Source organism: Candidatus Rokuibacteriota bacterium (genome assembly GCA_016188005.1).
Taxonomy (GTDB): domain Bacteria; phylum Methylomirabilota; class Methylomirabilia; order Rokubacteriales; family CSP1-6; genus UBA12499.
The window spans coordinates 121,804-140,212 of the sequence record JACPIQ010000008.1 but is presented as its reverse complement, the minus strand read 5'-3'; the positions used below and the strand labels follow the sequence as shown (position 1 = coordinate 140,212).

Genomic DNA, 18,409 nt, shown 5'->3' with positions numbered 1-18,409 from the left:
CTCACCCCCGCCGGACCTAGCATTCGTTGAAGCCGCAGGACAGGCACTTCTTGCAACCCTCCTCGTAGATGAACGTCGCCTGGCCGCACTCCCGGCAGAGGTCGCCGACCTGGCGCACCCAGGGCTGTCCCGTGCGCGCCGCGCCGCTCCCGCGACCGGCGACGTCACCGATGTGCTCGCCCAGGACACGCGCCAGCGCGTCCGGCAGCGACAGCACCTTGGAGGCGCCGAAGCCCGTGGGCTGGCCGCCCCCGATCCGCGCGAGCTGGCTGATCACTTCCTCCACCCGGCGCTGCGCCGACAGCGGCGAGGGCAGCCGCAGGACCAGCGAGACCAGCCGTCCCAGCGCCTCGGCCACCGCCATGGTGTCGGAGCCCGCCTTCCCCACCTGCACGAAGACCTCGAAGGGCTCCCCGCTCTCGGTGTCATTGACCGTGACGAAGGCGGTCCCGATGGGCGTCTCCATCCGGTAGGTGTGTCCGGCCAGGCTGTGGGGGCGCGGCTTGACCACGCGCTCCCCGAGCAGCGAGGTGTCCGCCTCGCGCGGCCCGCCCGGGCCCACCCCGACATTCAGCACCTGCGTCCCCTTGCAGCCGTCACGGAAGACCGTGATGCCGAGGCAGCCCTCCTCCCAGGCCAGGAGATAGGCCTGCGCCACGTCGCCCTCCGTCGCTTCCTGGGGCAGGTTGATCGTCTTGGACACGCCGTTGTCGGTGTGGCGCTGGAAAGCGGCCTGCTGGCGGACGTGCCACCGGGCGTCGATCTCGTGCGCGGTCTTGAAGACACGCCGCGTCGCCTCGTCCACTCCCGGGATGCCCTGGATGGAGCCGCGGCGCGCCACCTCGGACATGAGCGCCTCGGAGTGGAATCCCCGCGCCCGCGCCAGGCGCTCGAAGGTCTGGTTCACGAAGGGCAGGACGCGATCGCCGTCGGCGCCCTTCACGCGATGTTCGAAGGCGAGCGCGAACACCGGCTCGATGCCCGAGGAGCAGCCGGCGATCATGGAGATCGTGCCCGTGGGCGCGATGGCCGTCACCGTGGCGTTGCGCAGCGGCCGCCCGGCGCGATAGCTCGAGCGGCTCCAGTTGGGGAAGGGGCCACGCTCCTCGGCCAGCCGCGCCGACTGATCGTGCGCCTTGTCGTTCACGAAGGCCATGAGCCGCTCGGCGAGGTCCAGCGCCTCCTGGCTGTCGTACGGAATCCCGAGCGTGAACAGCAGGTCGGCCCAGCCCATGATCCCGAGCCCGATGCGCCGGTTGGCCTTCACCATGGCGTCGATCTGCGGCAGCGGGTAAGGGTTCACTTCGATCACGTCGTCGAGGAAGCGCACGGCCAAGCGTACCACGTGCTCCAGCTCGTCCCAGTCGATGCTCCATCCCTCCGGCGCCGGCTCGCGGACGAGGCGCGAGACGTTGACGGAGCCGAGGTTACAGGCGTCGTTGGGCCCGAGAGCCTGCTCCCCGCACGGGTTCGTCGCCTCGATGAGCCCGAGCTCGGGGGTGGGGTTCGCGGGACTGGCGTTGATGCGGTCGAGGAAGATCATCCCCGGGTCGCCCGTGCGCCACGCGGCGCGCACGATGCGGTCGAACACCTCGCGCGCCGACAGCCGGCCCGTCGCGAGCCCCGTACGCGGGTTGACCAGCTCGTAGTCGCCACCGCGCGCGAGCGCCTCCATGAACGTGTCGGTGGCCGCCACCGAGATGTTGAAGTTGGTGATACCCCCGTCGAGCTTGCACTCGACGAACTCCAGGATGTCGGGATGGTCCACGCGCAGAATGCCCATGTTCGCGCCCCGGCGCATCCCCCCCTGCTTCACCGCATCGGTGGCGGCGTTGAACACCCGGAGGAAGGACACGGGACCCGAGGCCCGCCCGCCCGTGGAGCGCACGAAGTCGTTCTTCGGCCTGAGGCGCGAGAAGGCGAAGCCCGTTCCCCCGCCGGACTGGTGGATGATTGCGGCGGCCTTCACGGACTCGAAGATCTCCTCCATGGAGTCGCCCACGGGCAGCACGTAGCAGGCCGAGTACTGGAGCAGGTTCCCCTTGCCCGCATTCATCAGCGTCGGCGAGTTGGGCAGGAAGCGGCCTTCCACCATCACGTCGTAGAAGGCCGCGGCCACCTCGCGGATCGCGGCGGCGCTCCGTCCGACGCGCTCCTCGGCGGCGGCGATGGCACGGGCGACCCGCCAGCACATCTCCTCCGGCGTCTCCACCACCTCACCCCGGTCACGGGAGAGATAGCGCTCGCGCAGCACGCGGAGGGCGGCCTCGCTCCAGCGGCCGGTCTTGGCCGGCCTGTCCTCGGCTAGCGGGGAACGGTCCATTGAAGGACTCCTGCGCCCGCTGAAAGGGACGCAGGAGTAAGCGTAGCACATGGCCCTCGGGCTCCCCGCCGTTTTCCCCCGGGAACTTCGATGTTTGCGTGGGCCCGCGGAATGGCTAGAATGGGGGGCCATGGTCGTGGGAGCCCTATGAACTGCCTCCTGCCCTCCGCCCGGAGACGCGGGCACTGCAGGGCAATCCGCCTCCGGGCCCCCGGCCCCGCCAGCAGCCCGTGGGCCCGTTGAGACGCTACCGGGTCGGCCTGGCCCTGCTGGGCCTGGCGATCATCCTCGGGGTTCTCGTGGCCTCCCGGCTGAAGGATCAGCAGGCGCGCGCCGTTCAGCACCCCAGGGACGACGCCCTGGTGGGGGTCATCACGCCGGCGCGCCGCGACCTCGAGGTGAAGCTCGCCTCCACCGCCGATATCCTCCCGGCCCAGCAGGCTGCGATCTTCTCCAAGGTCTCGGGCTACATCCGCCGCATCCACGCCGACCGGGGCGATCTCGTCCGCGCCGGCCAGCTCCTCGTCGAGATCGACGACCAGGAGCTCCAGGCCCAGGTGGAGCAGGCGCGGGCCGGCCTGCTCAGCGGCCAGGCGGGGCTGCAGATGGCGCGCTCGACGCTCGAGGGCCACCGGGCGAGCCTCGAGAACCAGCGCGCCAACCTGAGCCGGGCGCGGGCCGTGGCGGCCAACGACGCCCGCCAGGCCGAGCGGATGAAGACCCTGTTCGAGCGGGGGCTGGTCTCCGCGACCGACTGGGACAATGCGCGGACGCTGGCCGAGTCCTCGCGGGCCAGCGTCCAGTCGGCCGACGCCCAGCTGCTCGTCGCCGAGACCCAGATCGCCACCTCGGAGAGCCAGGTGCGCCTGGCCATGGCGCAGGTGGAGACCTACCGCGCCACGCTCCGCCTGGCCGAGACCAACCTTTCCAACACGCGGCTCGTCGCCCCCTTCACCGGCTTCGTCTCCCAGCGCAACCTGGACCCCGGCGCCACGGTCAGCGCTCAGTCCTCGGGCACCAACACCTCGTCCCTCGGGATCCTCGTCCTCCAGGACATCGCCAGCGTGAGAGTCCAGGTCGAGGTCCCGGAGCGACAGATCGCCCGGGTCACGCCGGGGCTCGCCGTCCGCCTGGGCGTGGACCCGTACAGGGGCGAGGTCTTCACGGGACGCGTCGCCCGGATCGTTCAGAACCTCGATCCGCGGAGTCGCACCATGGGCATCGAGGTGGACATCCCCAACCCCGACGGGCGGCTCAAGCCCGGGATGTTCGCGCGGGTGGACCTGGTCGTGGACCGGCGCGCTGCCGCGCTGGTCATCCCGGTCGAGGCCCTGCGGCTCGGCGAGGGCAAGCCCTCGGTGATGGCCGTGCGCGGGGGCGCGGCGCAGTCCGTGGCCGTCGAGGTCGGCCTGGCCGACGGCGGCTGGCTCGAGGTGGTCAGCGGGCTCGCCGAGGCCGACCAGGTCATCGTCCAGGGCAAGGACCTCGTGAAGCCGGGGCAGACGGTCCGCGCCGTGCCAGCGACGGGGGGCTAGCCGCTCCATGTGGCTCACCCTCCTGGCCCTTCGCAACGGCATTGCAGTCCTCATGGCCTCGCTGGCCATCGTGCTGCTCGGCGCCACCTCGCTCAGCCGGACGCCCATCGATCTCTTCCCCAACATCAACTTTCCGTCCATCCGCATCGGCACCATCTACAAGGGGGCGAATGTCCAGGACGTGGAGCGGACGGTCACCTACCCCATCGAGAAGGCGGTCTCGGCCGTGGCCGGCGTGCGTCACGTGGAATCGCGGTCGCGGCAGGGCATCTCCGTCGTCGAGGTGGCCTTCCAGTGGGGGTACGATCTGGACGCCGGGCTCACGGAGGTGGTCCAGCGGATCCAGCAGATCATGAACGCGCTCCCTGCGGGCGTGCAGCAGCCCTTCATCCTCAAGTTCGACCTCTCGAACATCCCGGTCTGCCTCGTCACCGTCTCGGGCGGCGGGCTGGACGAGAAGCAGCTCTACGACCTCGCCTACAACACCATCGAGCCCCAGCTGGAGCGGGTACCGGGCGTCGCCTCGGCCAACGTGGACGGCGGCAAGATCCGGCAGATCACCGTGAACCTGAACCGTGACCTCCTCTACGCCAAGGCCATCTCCGTCACCGAGGTCGCCAGGGCGGTCAACGACTCCAACTTCCTCCTCCCCTCGGGAGACGTGAAGCTCGGCCAGCTCGACTACAACGTCTTCACCAACAACCAGTTCTCCGTGGTGGAGCCCATGGAGGGCATCGTGGTTCGCCGGAGCGGCGGCACGCCCATCCGCCTGCGCGACCTCGGCCGCGTGGACGACTCGTGGGAAACGCAGCAGTCCATCGCCCGCGTCAACGGCGAGCGCGCCGTCTATCTCCGGGTCAACAAGCAGCCGGGGGCCAACACGGTGGAGGTGGTGGACTCGATCAAGGCGGTGGTGCCGAAGCTGCTCGGGGTGCCCGCCGGCGTGGCCGTCAACCTCACCTTCGACCAGTCGGTCTACATCAAGCAGTCGATCCGGAGCCTGTGGCACGAGGCCGCCCTGGGCTCGGTGCTGGCCTTCCTCGTCATCCTGCTCTTCCTGCGGTCGCTGGTCTCGACGCTGATCATCTCCATCGCCATTCCGCTCTCGCTGCTCCTCACGATGATCGCCATGTACCTCCTCGGGCAGACGCTCAACGTCTTCACGCTCGGGGGGCTCGCGCTGGCCGTGGGCCGCCTGCTGGACGACTCCATCGTGGAGCTGGAGAACATCAACCGCCACCTCGCCATCGCCGACAAGCCCCGGCGGCTCGCAGTGCTGGACGCCGCCCGCGAGGTGGCCATGCCGATCTTCGTCTCCACCATCACCACGATCGTGGTGTTCCTGCCCACGGTCTTCCTCGAGGGGCAGGCGCGGCTCCTCTTCATTCCCCTCACCTTCACCATCTCGTGCTCGCTCTTCGCCTCCTTCCTCATCTCGCGGACCGTCACCCCGCTCCTCTGCCTGCACTGGCTCAAGGGGGCTCCGGAGGCCGCGCCCCGACGCCAGAACCCCTTGGCCCGGCTTCTCGGCTGGAGCTCCAGCACGCTCCTGCGCCTGGACGTCGTCTACCAGCGGGCCCTGCACTGGGCCCTCGGCCACCGCCGCCTCGTGGTGGGCGGCATCCTGGCCGTCCTGGTCGCCACCCTCGGGCTCGTGCCGCTCATCGGCACGGAGTTCTTCCCGGCCTCCGACGAGAGCCAGTTCATCATCCGGGTGCGCGCGCCGGTGGGCACCCGCGTGGAGCAGACGGAGCGCCTGATCGCGACGATGGAAGGCATCGTGAGGAGCACCCTCCGGCCGGGCGAGTACACCTCCATGGTCGCCACCGTGGGCGTGCCCCAGGGACGCTCCGGCCTCTTCTCCCAGAACACCGGCCCGCACGCGGCGCAGCTGCAGGTCTACCTGGCCTCGCCGGATCGCCGTCAGCGCAACGACCGCGACATCGTGGCCGCCATCCGGCCCAAGCTCGCCGGCCAGTTCCCGGGCACCACCTACCAGGTGCAGTTCGGCGGCATCGTGAGTCGCGTCCTGAACTTCGGCGCCCAGCAGGCCATCGAGGTGGAGTCCCTGGGCTACGAGCTGGGCGAGGCCCGCACGGTGGCCCAAAAGATCGTCACCGCGATGCAGGAGACCGCCGGCATCGCCGACGTCTTCGTGAGCCGCGAGGAGAACTACCCGCAGTTCGACATCGTGGTGGACCGCGAGAAGGCGGCCACGGCGGGGGTGAGCCAGCGGGACATCGCGCAGGCGGCCCTCGTCTCGCTCAACAGCAACATCAGCGTGAACCCCTCGGTCTTCACTGACCCGCGCACGGGCAACCAGTACAACGCCGTCGTGCAGCTCGACGAGGAGTTCCGCGCGCGGGCGGAGGATCTGGGCCGCATCTTCGTCCTCGGCGACGGTGGCCGACCGGTGCTCCTGGGGAGCCTGGCCGAGATCCGCCAGGGCGCCGGGCCCGTGATGATCGAACGGAAGTACCAGCAGCGCATCGTCAAGATCTCAGCCAACCCCGCCGGGCGCGACCTGGGCACGCTGTCCGCGGAGATCGAGGAGCGTCTGCAGGCCCTGCCTCTGCCCCCGGGGTTCTCGCTCCAGCTGGGCGGCCAGACCCAGCAACAGCGCGAGGCCTTCGGCAGCCTCCGGTTCACCGCCGTCCTGGCCCTGCTCCTCGTCTACATGGTCATGGCCTCCCAGTTCCGGTCGCTGCTGGATCCGTTCATCATCATGTTCTCGGTGCCGCTGGGGATGATCGGCGTCATCTGGGCCCTCTTCCTGACGCACACGACGCTCAACGTCACCTCGTTCATGGGCATCATCATGATGGTGGGCATCGTTGTGTCCAACGGGGTGCTCCTGGTGGAGTACATCAACGAGCTTCGCCGTCAGGGTCAGGGGCTCCTCGAGGCCGTCGTGAACGGGGGGCGGACGCGCCTGCGCCCCATCCTCATGACCACCCTCACGACACTGGTCGCGCTCTTCCCCATGGCGCTGGGCATCGACGTGGGGAGCGAGGCCAATGCGCCCCTGGCCCGCGCCGTCATCGGAGGGCTGGCGGTGTCCAGCGTGCTCACGCTCATCCTGATCCCGACGCTCTACGTTATGCTCGAGACGCGCTTCCCGCGCCGTGTCGGGGAAGCTTCCGGGTCACTGGCCCCCCAAGGAGAGACCGCATGACTGCCTTCCGCCCCCGCGCCCCCCGCCTTCTGACGGGGCTCCTGCTGGCGCTGGCGCTCTGCCCGGGGGTCGCCGCCGCGCAGCCCACGGCGGCCGATCCCATGAAGCCGCGGGAGCCCCTGCCCGCCCCGGCCGGGCTGCGCCCCTTCGCCACCCCCCCGCAGATCGCCGAGCGCGAGCTGACCCTCGAGGAGGCCGTGGCCATCGCGCTCGACAACCAGCCGCAGATCCTGGCGCGGATCGGCGACTACCTGGCGGCCCAGCAGCGGGTGGCGCAGGCGCTGTCGCCGCTGCTGCCGCAGCTGAGCGGGCTCTGGAACGGTTTCGAGAACCAGACCGTGAGCCAGAGCACGCCGAGCGCCACCGCCGATGTGCCGCTGTCCATGCGGCGCACGGTGACCGTCACCTCCCACTCGCTTTCCACCACCGCCAGCATCACGGCCTCGCAGCTCCTCTGGGACTTCGGCAAGACCTTCGCGGCCACCGACGCCGCCAAGGCCAGCGCCGAGTCCTCGCGGCAGGACGTGGAGCTGCAGAAGGACCTGATCGCCCTGGCCGTGAAGGAGGCCTACTTCAACCAGCTCTTCGCCGCCCGCCTGGTCGTCGTCAACGCCCAGGCCGTGGACCGCGCCGAGCTGAACCTCCGCAGCGCGCGCGGCTTCTTCGAGGTGGGGACGCGGCCCAAGTTCGACGTGACCCGGGCCGAGGTGGACGTGGCCAACGCGCGGGTGGACCTCATCCGCTCGCAGAACGCGGTGAGCCTGGCGCGCATCGCGCTCAACACCGCCATGGGCATCGCGATCAACGCGCCCACCCGCGTGAAGGACATCCTCGCCTACGAGGTGTTCAAGCTGGACCGGGAGGCCCTCGTGACCGAGGCCCTCAGCCGCCGGGCGGAGTACCGGCAGGCCAGGGCGAGGTTCGAGGCCGCCGACGCCACCGCCCGGCAGACCTTCCGCGACTTCTTCCCCAACGTCGTGGGCAGCGGTACCTATGGCGCCCAGCGCGCCGACATGAACGAGATCTACAGCTTCGGCGTGCAGCTGAACTGGAGCATCTTCGACGGCGGCAACAAGATCGCCAGGTACCGGGAGTCGCTGGCGGCCCGGGATGCCGCCCAGGCGCGGATCCGCGACGCGGAGCTGTCGATCTGGCAGCAGGTGGAGCAGGCCCACGTCAGCCTCGCCGAGGCCGAGGAGCGGATCGGCGCGGCCGCCAAGGCCGTGGAGTCCGCTCAGGAGAACTTCCGGCTCGGCCAGGGGCGCTTCGACGCCGGCGTGGGGACCATCATCGAGCTCACCGATGCCCAGCTGGCGCTCACCCGGGCCCAATCGGTGGAGGCACAGGCCCTCGCGGACTACCGAATCGCCATCGCCCGGCTCGAGCGGGCCCTCGGACGCCGTTAGGAATATGCGCCCGCCGCGGGGCGTCTGACACCCATGAAGCGCCGGCTCGGCCTGGCCCTCGGCATCCTCGTCGCCGCCGCGGGGATCACCGGGGCCTACCTCTACTCGCAGAGCGGCGGCAGCGCCCTTCGCTTCCGGACGGCCGCCGTCACGCGGGGGAACCTCGTCGCCTCCGTGTCGGCCACGGGGAGCCTCAACCCGGTCATCACCGTCCAGGTGGGCTCCCAGGTCTCCGGCCAGGTCAAAGAGCTGTTCGTCGACTTCAACTCGCAGGTGAAGCGCAACCAGCTCATCGCACGGATCGACCCCTCCACCTTCGAGGCGAAGGTCAGCCAGGCGCGCGCCGACGTGGAGGCTGTCGAGGCCGGCGTCCTGAACCAGCGGGCCCAGGTCGAGCGGGCCCGTGCCGATGTGGACAATGCCCGGGCGGCGCTGGCCTCGGCCCGGGCGCAGACGGCCAAGGCGGAGGTCACCCTGCTCGACGGCCGGCGGGATCTCGACCGCAAGCGGGACCTCTTCAAGCGCGAGCTCATCGCCCGCAGCGAGCTGGACACGGCCCAGGCGGTGCACGACGCGGCGGCGGCCCAGCTCGACTCCGCCCGGGCCCAGGAGCAGGCGCTGGCCTCAGCCATCCGTGCGGCGGCGGCCCAGCTCAAGGTCACGGAGGCCCAGGTGAAGACGGCGGAGGCCACGGTCCGCCAGAAGCGCGCGGTGCTCCAGCAGGCCCAGGTGGACCTGGAATACACCTCCATCCGCTCCCCCGTGGACGGCGTGGTGGTCGCGCGCAACGTGGACGTGGGACAGACGGTCGCCGCCAGCCTCTCCGCCCCCACGCTCTTCAACATCGCCCAGGACCTCACCAAGATGCAGGTGGACACCAACGTGGACGAGGCCGACATCGGGCGCACCCAGGTGGGCCAGCGCGTCACCTTCACCGTGGACTCTTTCCCCACCGAGACCTTCGCCGGCCAGGTGGTTCAGATCCGGAAGGCGCCCCGACCGATCGCCAACGTGGTCACCTACAACGTGGTCGTCGCCGTGGACAACCCGGAGCAGAAGCTCCTGCCCGGGATGACGGCCAATGTCCGCATCGTCGTGGACTCCCGGTCGGGCGTCGTCAAGGTCCCCAACGCGGCGCTCCGCTTCCGCCCGCCGGGCGAGGAGGCTCCCGCCCCCGCCCAGGCGCCCCTGGGAGCCCCCGGCAGCGGCCCGTCCGCGCAGGGTGGCGGCTTTCCCACCATCGAGCAGACGCGGGAGCGGCTGCTTCGCGAGCTCAAGCTCAACGAGGAGCAGCAGAGGAGGCTGGAACCGATCCTCGAGGAGAGCTACGCCCAGTTCCGGGCGCTGGCGCGCGTCCCCCAGCAACAGCGGCGCACGGCCGCTCTCCGCATCCGCGAGGAGAGCCGGCAGAAGGTCCGCGCCCTGCTGGACCCCGAGCAGCAAACCGTCTACGACCAGCTGCCCTCGGGCCAGCCCGCCAGGGCCGGCGGCGGCGAGCGAGCCGGACGGGTCTGGGTGGTGGGCGCCGAGGGAAAGCCGCGCGCGGTCACGCTACGTCTCGGGATCAGCGATGGCACGGCCACCGAGGTGCACGGGGGCGAGCTCAAGGAAGGCCAGGAGGTGATCGTGGGGGCCGTCACCCCGGGCGGGGTCGCCCCCTCCGCTCCGAGACCGGTACAGTCGCCCGGGGCCGCCCCGCGGGCACGGCTCTAGCGGCCATGCCGATCATCGAGACGGCGAAGCTCGCCAAGGATTACCGGCTGGGCAGCCAGACGGTCCACGCGCTCCGGGGCATCACGGTCACCGTCGAGGCGGGCGAGTTCGTGGCGGTCATGGGCCCCTCGGGCTCCGGCAAGTCCACCTTCATGAACCTGCTGGGCTGCCTCGACAGCCCCACGTCGGGGCGCTATCTCCTTGACGGCGACGACGTCTCGAGGCTCGGCGTGAACCAGCTCGCCCGCATCCGGAACCGGAAGGTGGGCTTCGTCTTCCAGGGCTTCAACCTGCTGGCGCGCGCCAGCGCGCTGGAGAACGTGGAGCTGCCGCTCATGTACGGCAGGATCCCCGCCGCGGAGCGGCGCGAGCGGGCGCGGGCGAAGCTCCGCGCCGTCGGGCTGGCCGACCGGGAACATCACCAGCCGAGCCAGCTCTCCGGGGGGCAGCAGCAACGCGTCGCGATCGCCCGCGCCCTCGTCAACAGCCCCTCCCTGATCCTCGCCGACGAGCCCACGGGGAACCTGGACACCCGGACGAGCGTCGAGATCATCGCGCTGCTCCAGCACCTGAACCGCCAGGGCATCACCATCGTGCTCGTCACCCACGAGGCCGACATCGCGCAGTACGCCGGCCGCATCCTGCACTTTCGCGACGGCGTCCTCGGGCGCGACGCCCGCATCGCGGACCCGCGCGATGCCGAGGCGGAGGCGAGGCAGCTGCCCACGGCCCAGGCCGAGGAGGCCGCGGCGTGAACATCATGGTCGGCGCGCGGATCGCGCTGCGGGCGCTCCGCGCCAACCCGCTCCGCAGCGTGCTGACCATGCTCGGCATCATCATCGGGGTGGGCGCCGTCATCGCCATGGTCTCGGTGGGCGCCGGGGCGCAGCAGCGCGTCGCCGAGCAGATCCGCGCGCTGGGCTCCAATCTCATCATCATCCTGCCGGGCAGCGTCTGGTCCAGCGGGATCCGCATGGGCCTGGGCAGCCGCCCGACCATCACCGAGGGCGACGCACGCGCTGTGGCCCGCGAGCTGGCGGCCGTCCAGTCCGTGGCGCCCGTCCGCCGGGGCACCGGACAGGTGATCGTCGGCAACCAGAACTGGGCCTCGGTGATCCAGGGCACGACTCCCGACCTCGAGGAGACGCGGCAGTGGGCGGCGGCCTCCGGGCGCTGGTTCACGCAGGAGGAGGTGGAGGCCGCCGCCAAGGTCGTCCTGGTGGGGCAGACCGTGGTCGCCAACCTCTTCGAGGGCGGGGACCCGGTGGGCCAGGTCATCCGGGTCCGCGAGACACCCCTGACGATCATCGGCGTCCTCGAGCGCAAGGGCCAGAGCAACTGGGGGCAGGACCAGGACGACACCGTCGTGATCCCGCTCACCACGGCGAAGAAACGCGTGCTGGGCCCCTCCCAGCCCAAGGCTGACTCGGTGAATGTCATCACGGTGCGAGTCCGCGACGGGGAGAACATGAAGGCGGTGGAGGAGGAGATGCGGCAGCTCCTCCGCCAGCGCCACCGGCTGCAGGCTTACCAGGAGGACGACTTCTGGATCCGGAACCTGTCGGAGATGCTCCAGGCCGAGGAGGAGTCCTCGCGGATCCTCACCATGCTGCTGGCCGCCATCGCCTCGGTGTCGCTGCTGGTGGGCGGCATCGGGATCATGAACATCATGCTGGTGTCGGTGACGGAGCGCACGCGCGAGATCGGGCTCAGGATGGCCGTGGGCGCCCGGGGGCGGGACATCCTCACCCAGTTCCTCGTGGAGGCCGTGACGCTGTCGCTCATCGGCGGGATCATCGGGATCGTGATGGGACTGGGCGGTTCCTACGCCATCGCCTACCTCGCCGCGTGGCGCACCCTCATCAACCCCCAGGCCATCCTGCTGGCCTTCGGCTTCTCCGCCACCGTCGGCATCTTCTTCGGCTTCTACCCGGCCCGGAAGGCGTCCCTGCTCAACCCCATCGAGGCCCTCAGATACGAGTGATGGCACGCCTCCTGCCGCGGCTGGGCCTCTCCCTCGCGCTCGCCCTCGGCGCCGGCGCCGCCGGCGCGCAGGTCTACACCCCCCAGTCCGCCGCGGGCCTCTCCGTGACCTTCCAGTCCGAGCGCATGGGCGCCTCCCGCATCATCATCTTCGGGGAGGTGAGGAATGCCTCGACCACACCCTACGAGCACGTGGTGCTGCTGGCCGAGGGGCTCGACGAGGGGGGCCAGGCGGTGAGCCGCGGCCGCGCCTGGGTGCCGGGGATCGTGCCGGCCCGGGGCGCGGCCCCCTTCGAGGTGCGCCTGCTCTCGGCCGGGCGGGAGCGCCGCTTCAGGGTCAGTGTCGAGGCCTACCAGGTCGCGGTGCCCGGAGGCGCCCAGAGCCCATGACCTCGGTCCCCGAGGTGGGTAGTGTCAGTCTTTTGGCAGACCTAGAACCCGCTCACTGAGGATGTTCTTCATGATCTCCGACGTCCCGCCCGCGAGGGTGTCGCCGCGGGAGCGGAGATGCCTGAACTGCCACCAGCCATCGGCCACCGCGCGCTGGCTTCCCTGCCAGAGGGCTCCGTACGGCCCCTGCAGCTCGAGTGCGATCTCCAGCAGCCGCTGCCACGTCTCGCTGAAGAAAAGCTTGGAGGCTGAGCCCTCGGGCCCGGGCTGCTCGCCCCGCAGGAGCCGGGTCAGGATGCGCAGGTTGGCGTACCGGAGCGTCTCGCAGTCGACGTAGAGCTGGGCCAGACGCTGCCGCATCACCGGGTCTCGCGAGGCCGGCGCGCCGTTGCGCTGCACCGACCGGGCCAGCTCCAGCGCCTCGGCGATGCCCTGGCGCAGGAGGAGCTGCCGCGAGAGCGTACGAGGCCCGCGCTCGAACATGAGCGTCGTGATGGCCACTTCCCAGCCGCCGTTCTCGCGGCCCAGCACGTTCTCGGCAGGCACGACCACGCTGTCGAGGAAGATCTCGTTGAACTCCGCATCGCCGCTCATCTGGCGCAGCGGCCGAAGCGAGAAGCCGGGGCTCCGCATGTCCACGATGAGATAGGTGAGCCCCCTGTGCCGGGGCGCGGTGGGGTCGGTACGCGCCAGGAGGATGCACCAGTTGGCGTAGTGAGCGTAGGAGGTCCACACCTTCTGTCCGTTGAGCACGTAGGCGCCGTCGCGCCGCTCGGCCCGCGTCTGGACCGCGGCCAGATCACTCCCGGCGCCAGGCTCGGAGAAGCCCTGGCAGAAGATGTGTTCGGCGGACAGGATCCGTGGCAGGTGAGTCGCCTTCTGCGCCTCGGTCCCGTGGGCGATGATCGCCGGGCCCGCCATGTCCAGCCCGATGGGATTGGGCAGCTCCGGAGCCCGGGCCCGCGCCATCTCCTCGTAGAAGATGGCCTGCTCCATCACGGTGGCGCCCCGCCCGCCGTAGGCGACCGGCCAGTGCAGTCCCACGTAGCCGGCCGCGTGAAGCTTCCGCTGCCAGTCGATGAGGAAGGCCGCCTGCGCCTCACGCCCGGGGAGCCTGCCCCGGATCTTGCCCCAGTCACCGGGGCTATTCGCCTCCAGCCACCGCCTGAGCCCGTCACGGAAGCGCTCTTCCGCGGCCGAGAGCTTGAAGTCCATGGCCGTGATTCTAGCCCGCCGCCTGCGCGGAGCGCAATGCTGCGCGCGCGGGCATGGGATAATCCCCCCGTGAAACCAGCGAGGACCGCCAAGCGGCCGGCGAGTGCGGCGACAGGCGCGAGGGAGCGGGCCACTGTCCCCCGCCGCCCGCCGCGGCCGTCGCCCGCCCAGGTGGTGGAGGAGCGCGGGCTCCCGGTCGTCCGCGAGCTGGCCCGGGTGGCCCGGGGCGCCGAGGCGGCCGGCGTCAAGCTGGAGGGCGCCCTCGAGATCCTCTTCGGCGCCTACGGCGAGAGCGACCCGGAGTTCTCGGACCTGCTCCTCACCGGCTGGACACGGGCGCGCGAGGACAAGCAGCACCGGCTGACCATGGCGTGGCTCCGGGAACAGAGTCGGCTGTCCCTCCGGGAGATCCTGGCCGAGGGCGTGGCGGGAGGCACCTTCCGCCCGGATCTCGACGCCGATGCCTGCGCGGCGATCATCCTCGGCGCCGCGGAGGGCTGCCTGCTCCAGGCGCCGAGCCACGGAGGCCCGGTGCCCCCAGCCCGCATCGTCGGCGCGCTCCTGGCTCTGGCAGCGCCCTCGCCGCCGCCCACCGCGGGCCGACACCGTCCCGGGTCAGCGCCCGGGCCAGCCGCGGAGTGACTCCAGGAGCAGCACGCCGATGCCCGCGACCATGACGCTGAGCCCGAGGAGGGTGGACAGGCTGTGCAGCCGCGCGAAGCGCGTCGCCTCGGGAGAAGCGGCGAGCGCCTCGGTGGCGCGCCCGGGCGGCAGCGCCAGCCGGAGCGCGTCCACCTGCGGGAGGAGCACGAACAGTGACCACGCCGTGAGGGCGAGCATCACGAGCACGAGGAGGAAGGGAAGCCGGTCGAGCAGGGCCGCCCCACCCCGTCCCCAGCGGCCGATGATCCCGCACAGCGCCACCACCCCGAGCGCCAGGCCGATCCAGTGATACCGGGGCATCACGGCCGCGATGAGGCGCCCCGCCGGCTCGCGCCCCAGCACTCCGAACGCCGCCGGGGCCGCCACGAAGGCGAAGAAGCCCAGGGCCCCGAGCCACAGGGCCGTCGAGACGATCGTGATCTGTCGCATGCGCTCCTTACCATATCGGGAGCCGTCCAGCCGTTCAAGCGGCGCCGTTGACACCTCGCCCCGGCCGACCTAGCATGAGCCGCGTGCGAGCACTCCTCGCAGCGCTCCTCGTCCTGGCCACAGCCGTGGGGGCCGCCGCCCAGTCGCCGCTGGTGGCGGAGCTCCGAGCCTGGGAGGCCCGCTACCACGAGGAGCCGGGTCGACTCGACCGCCTCTACCAGGGCCTCACGGAGGCGGTGAAGACGGACTCCCATATCGACAACTACCTCGCGCTGGCCCAGATCTGCTTCATGTGGGGGGATGTCCGCGCCCGGAGCGTCGAGGAGAAGCTCGAGGCCTATGACCGCGGCCGGCAGGCGGCCAAGCGGGTGGTGGAACTGGCCCCCCGGAACGCGTGGGGCCACTTCTGGCACGCCACCAACGCGGGGCGCTGGGGACAGACGAAGGGGGTCATGCGCTCGCTCTTCCTCGTGCCCACCGTGAAGGAAGGCATGCGCACCGCGCTGGAGCTGGACCCCAAGCTCGTGGGCGCCTACTCGCTGGCAGGCAGCGTGTATGCGGAAGTCCCCGGCCTCTTCGGCGGCGATCTCGACAAGTCCGAGGAGATGTTCCGCAAGGGGATCGAGCTGGATCCCAGGTACACAGGGCTTCGCGTGGGGCTGGCGAAGACTCTCATCAAGAAGAAGCGCCTCGACGAGGCCCGGCGGGAGCTGCGGGCGGTGCTCGACGAGAAGGCGCCACGCAATCCCGCGGACTGGACCGTCAAGGACTCCAGGCAGGCGCGTGAGCTCCTGGACAGCCTCGAGGAGCGTCGCTGACGGGTCCCCGGCCCTCTCGCTCCCGGCCGGCCATCGGCCGGATCATCGCCCGCCTCCGGACGGAGTTGCCCCGCTGGCGCCCGACGGCGCTGGCGGAGGTGGCCGAGCGCCGCCGCGACCCGTTCCGCGTGCTCGTCGCCTGCCTGCTCTCGCTCCGTACCAAGGACGAGACGACGGGGCCCGCGGCCGCGCGGCTCTTCGCCCTGGCGGACACGCCCGGCGCCATGCTGCGCCTGACGCCGGCGTCGATCGAGCGCGCCATCTTCCCCGTGGGCTTCTACCGCACCAAGGCCCGCGTCCTCCTCGGGGTCTGTCGGGACTTGCTGGAGCGCTTCGACGGCCGGGTGCCCGACAGCATCGACGCGCTCCTGACGCTCAAGGGCGTCGGCAGGAAGACGGCCAACCTCGTGGTCACCGTGGGTTTCCACAAGCCGGGCATCTGCGTGGACGTCCACGTCCACCGCATCTCCAACCGGCTCGGCTACGTGGCAACCCGTACCCCCGAGGAGACCGAGATGGCGCTGCGGGCCCGGCTCCCGCGGCGCCACTGGATCGGCTACAACGATCTCCTCGTGGCCTTCGGCCAGAACCTCTGCTTGCCCGTCTCCCCGAAGTGCTCCATCTGCCCGGTGCGCCCCCTCTGCCCTCGCGTGGGCGTCAGGCGCTCCCGCTGAGCCCCGGACGGCGGCGCGCCCGCTGCCCGCGGACCCGCTGGGCCGTCCGGCGGAGCGAGCGGAGGAGCGCCAGCGCCTCGCGGTCCGCTCGCGGCTCCGGCTCCTTCGGCGTCTCGAGAACCATCGGCACGCGCGCCCACCGCCGGTCGTTCAGCAGATGCCGGAACGCGGCAACCCCCAGCTGCCCGCGGCCGATCTGCTCGTGACGGTCGAGCCCCGAGCCCAGCGGCGCGCGCGCGTCGTTGAGGTGGAAGGCACGGACCAGCCGCGTCCCGATGAGCCGCGCGCACCGCCGCATGGCCGCCTCGTACCCCTCGGGGCGCCGCAGGTCGTAGCCCGCCGCGAAGAGATGGCAGGTGTCCAGGCAGACGCCGACGCGCTCGGGCCGTCGGAGAGCGGCGAGGATCCGTCCCAGCTCCTCGAAGCTCCGCCCGACGGTGGCGCCGCCACCCGCCGTGTTCTCCAGCAGCGCCAGCACCCGGTAGCCCGCGGTCCGTCCGGTCGCCTCGTCCAGCGCCTCCGCGATCCGCCGGATGCCGCCCTCGAGGCCGGCGCCGCGGTGGGAGCCGGGATGGATGATGACGAAGGCAAGCCCCAGCGCCTCCGCGCGCTCGAGCTCGTCGTGGAAGGCCCCCACGGCACGCGCCCACTCTGCGGCGTGCGGCGCGGCGAGGTTGATCAGGTAGGCCGCGTGCGCGAACACCTCGCGCATGCCGGTGGCCTTCCACGCCGCCTTGAAGCGGGCGATCTCGTCGGCGGCGTAGGGCCGCGCCGTCCACTGCAGCTGATTCTTGAGGAAGAGCTGCACCACCGAGCAACCCACCTCGCGTCCCCGCCAGAGCGCCTGCTCGAGCCCCCCGGCGATGGACATGTGGGCGCCGAGCAGATCAGCCATCCGGCGCCTGGGTGGCGGCGAGCAGTTCCCGGAGGCGCGCCTCGCGGTGGGCGAAGAGCCGCGCGATCCGCCGTCGAGCGAAGAGCGCATGCGCGAGCAGACCCAGCGGGCCCGCCGGCAGCCGATAGGTCACGCGGTCCTCGACGAGCGTTCCCATGATCGCGCCGGGCTCGCCGCGCTCTGGCTGCTCCACGAACCGGTGCCGGTGCTCCCAGCGTGCGAACGGCCCCCAGAGCTGCGCGTCCACGAAGCGGTAGGGGGCGTCGAACTCGCGCACCATGACACGCCAGCGGAGCCGGAGACCAAGGACACGCAGCGTGAAGTCGAGCACCGTCCCCGCCTCGAGGCGCCGCGGAGGCGGAGCGCTCCACGCGAAGTGCGCCGAGGGGGGCTGGACGAGTGCCAGGTGGCGAGGGTCCGCGAAGAAATCGAAGACGACCGGGCGAGGACAGGGTAGCCAGAAGCGGGACTCGAGCACGTAGTCGGCCATGCGCGCGGCGCTATAGTACGCGGCCGCCCCGCAGGCGTCAAACGCGCAGGGCCGGCCGGGTCGGGGGCCCTCCCCGCGGAACGCGCTGAATCGCCCCCCGCAGCGATGGCTCCTGAGGAGCCACGAGACCGAGGTCCTCGGCTCCGGCATCGCGCAGAAGCCACGGTTCCGCGGGGAGGGCCCCCGCCCCGGCCCGCCTCAAACGCGCGGGGCCAAGGGACGAGCCAGACGAGGCCCGGGGGAGGCGCGAGGCGTACGCGGGTGTACGTTGAGCGCCGGCGCCGATCGAGAACGTGGCTCGGCGAGCCGCAGCCGGAGGCAAGGCGAGCGAACCTGCCCGTCAGGCGAGCACGAGCGAGCCATGGCGAAGTTCGTTGACCCGGCGCTAGCCGAGCTTCTTGACCTCGGCCAGGATCTTCTCCGGGTCGGGGAGTTGCCCCTTGGCGTAACGCTCGATGAAGCGGACGGTCCCGCCGCGGTCCACGACGAAGGTCGCGCGCACGTTGGCGTTCCAGTCGGGCCAGTACACGCCCCAGTCCTTCGCCGCGCTCCGGTGCACGTCTGCGAGCAGCGGGTAGTTCGAGATCCCGACCGCCTTCGCCCAGTTCTCATGGCTGAACGGGCTGTCCGTGCTGATACCCAGCACCTGGGTATTGGCCGCCTCGAAGTCCTTCACACGCTTGTCGAAGGCGGGCATGCA

General features: G+C 71.2%; 16 protein-coding genes. 10 read left to right on the top strand and 6 right to left on the bottom strand.

What is annotated here, in order from left to right:
• Positions 1-16: 16 nt before the first annotated feature.
• Complete coding sequence (locus tag HYV93_02320; protein MBI2524796.1) at positions 17-2,323, bottom strand: vitamin B12-dependent ribonucleotide reductase; 2,307 nt, start codon at positions 2,321-2,323, stop codon at positions 17-19.
• A 239-nt stretch (positions 2,324-2,562) separates the two neighbouring features.
• On the opposite strand from HYV93_02320, the gene HYV93_02315 reads away from it, so the two are divergent.
• The 7 genes from HYV93_02315 to HYV93_02285 are packed head-to-tail and all read left to right on the top strand — an operon-like array spanning position 2,563 to position 12,525.
• Positions 2,563-3,858: an efflux RND transporter periplasmic adaptor subunit gene (locus HYV93_02315; protein ID MBI2524795.1), complete on the top strand. Its 1,296-nt coding sequence runs from the start codon at positions 2,563-2,565 to the stop codon at positions 3,856-3,858.
• A 7-nt stretch (positions 3,859-3,865) separates the two neighbouring features.
• Positions 3,866-7,033, top strand: a complete 3,168-nt coding sequence (locus tag HYV93_02310; protein ID MBI2524794.1) for an efflux RND transporter permease subunit — start codon at positions 3,866-3,868, stop codon at positions 7,031-7,033.
• A complete protein-coding gene (locus tag HYV93_02305) occupies positions 7,030-8,439 on the top strand; it encodes a TolC family protein (protein MBI2524793.1) in 1,410 nt (469 codons plus the stop codon). The genes HYV93_02310 and HYV93_02305 overlap by 4 nt, the downstream gene beginning before the upstream one ends.
• 33 nt (positions 8,440-8,472) lie before the next feature.
• Complete coding sequence (locus HYV93_02300) at positions 8,473-10,152, top strand: efflux RND transporter periplasmic adaptor subunit (GenBank protein MBI2524792.1); 1,680 nt, start codon at positions 8,473-8,475, stop codon at positions 10,150-10,152.
• A gap of 11 nt (positions 10,153-10,163) precedes the next feature.
• Positions 10,164-10,907, top strand: a complete 744-nt coding sequence (locus tag HYV93_02295) for an ABC transporter ATP-binding protein (GenBank protein MBI2524791.1) — start codon at positions 10,164-10,166, stop codon at positions 10,905-10,907.
• Between the two features lie 5 nt (positions 10,908-10,912).
• Positions 10,913-12,136 carry an ABC transporter permease gene (locus HYV93_02290; protein MBI2524790.1) on the top strand — a complete coding sequence of 408 codons (1,224 nt, stop codon included), beginning with the start codon at positions 10,913-10,915 and terminating at the stop codon, positions 12,134-12,136.
• On the top strand, positions 12,136-12,525 hold the full coding sequence (locus HYV93_02285; protein MBI2524789.1) for a hypothetical protein: 390 nt from the start codon (positions 12,136-12,138) through the stop codon (positions 12,523-12,525). The genes HYV93_02290 and HYV93_02285 overlap by 1 nt, the downstream gene beginning before the upstream one ends.
• Positions 12,526-12,549: 24 nt before the next feature.
• Here the strand turns inward: HYV93_02285 and HYV93_02280 are convergent, their stop codons facing one another.
• Positions 12,550-13,740 carry an acyl-CoA dehydrogenase family protein gene (locus HYV93_02280; GenBank protein MBI2524788.1) on the bottom strand — a complete coding sequence of 397 codons (1,191 nt, stop codon included), beginning with the start codon at positions 13,738-13,740 and terminating at the stop codon, positions 12,550-12,552.
• 69 nt (positions 13,741-13,809) lie between these two features.
• On the opposite strand from HYV93_02280, the gene HYV93_02275 reads away from it, so the two are divergent.
• Positions 13,810-14,382, top strand: a complete 573-nt coding sequence (locus tag HYV93_02275; GenBank protein MBI2524787.1) for a TetR family transcriptional regulator C-terminal domain-containing protein — start codon at positions 13,810-13,812, stop codon at positions 14,380-14,382.
• On the opposite strand, the gene HYV93_02270 is transcribed toward HYV93_02275, so the two are convergent.
• Complete coding sequence (locus HYV93_02270) at positions 14,356-14,832, bottom strand: DUF4149 domain-containing protein (protein ID MBI2524786.1); 477 nt, start codon at positions 14,830-14,832, stop codon at positions 14,356-14,358. The genes HYV93_02275 and HYV93_02270 overlap by 27 nt on opposite strands.
• Before the next feature lie 83 nt (positions 14,833-14,915).
• Between HYV93_02270 and HYV93_02265 the strand changes: the two genes are divergently transcribed.
• Both HYV93_02265 and HYV93_02260 read left to right on the top strand, forming a co-directional pair.
• Complete coding sequence (locus HYV93_02265) at positions 14,916-15,650, top strand: tetratricopeptide repeat protein (protein ID MBI2524785.1); 735 nt, start codon at positions 14,916-14,918, stop codon at positions 15,648-15,650.
• A 32-nt stretch (positions 15,651-15,682) separates the two neighbouring features.
• Positions 15,683-16,324, top strand: a complete 642-nt coding sequence (locus tag HYV93_02260) for an endonuclease III (protein ID MBI2524784.1) — start codon at positions 15,683-15,685, stop codon at positions 16,322-16,324.
• On the opposite strand, the gene HYV93_02255 is transcribed toward HYV93_02260, so the two are convergent.
• From HYV93_02255 to HYV93_02245, 3 genes are all read right to left on the bottom strand, one after another.
• Positions 16,308-17,219: a deoxyribonuclease IV gene (locus tag HYV93_02255; GenBank protein ID MBI2524783.1), complete on the bottom strand. Its 912-nt coding sequence runs from the start codon at positions 17,217-17,219 to the stop codon at positions 16,308-16,310. The two genes, HYV93_02260 and HYV93_02255, sit on opposite strands and share 17 nt — an antisense overlap.
• Entirely contained in the window at positions 17,212-17,709 is a 498-nt protein-coding gene (locus tag HYV93_02250) for an SRPBCC family protein (protein MBI2524782.1), read from the bottom strand. Before HYV93_02250 ends, HYV93_02255 begins: the two co-directional genes overlap by 8 nt.
• A gap of 385 nt (positions 17,710-18,094) precedes the next feature.
• The gene (locus tag HYV93_02245; protein MBI2524781.1) at positions 18,095-18,406 is read right to left on the bottom strand and encodes a redoxin domain-containing protein; all 312 of its coding nucleotides are present in this window, start codon (positions 18,404-18,406) and stop codon (positions 18,095-18,097) included.
• Between the last annotated feature and the right edge of the window lie 3 nt (positions 18,407-18,409).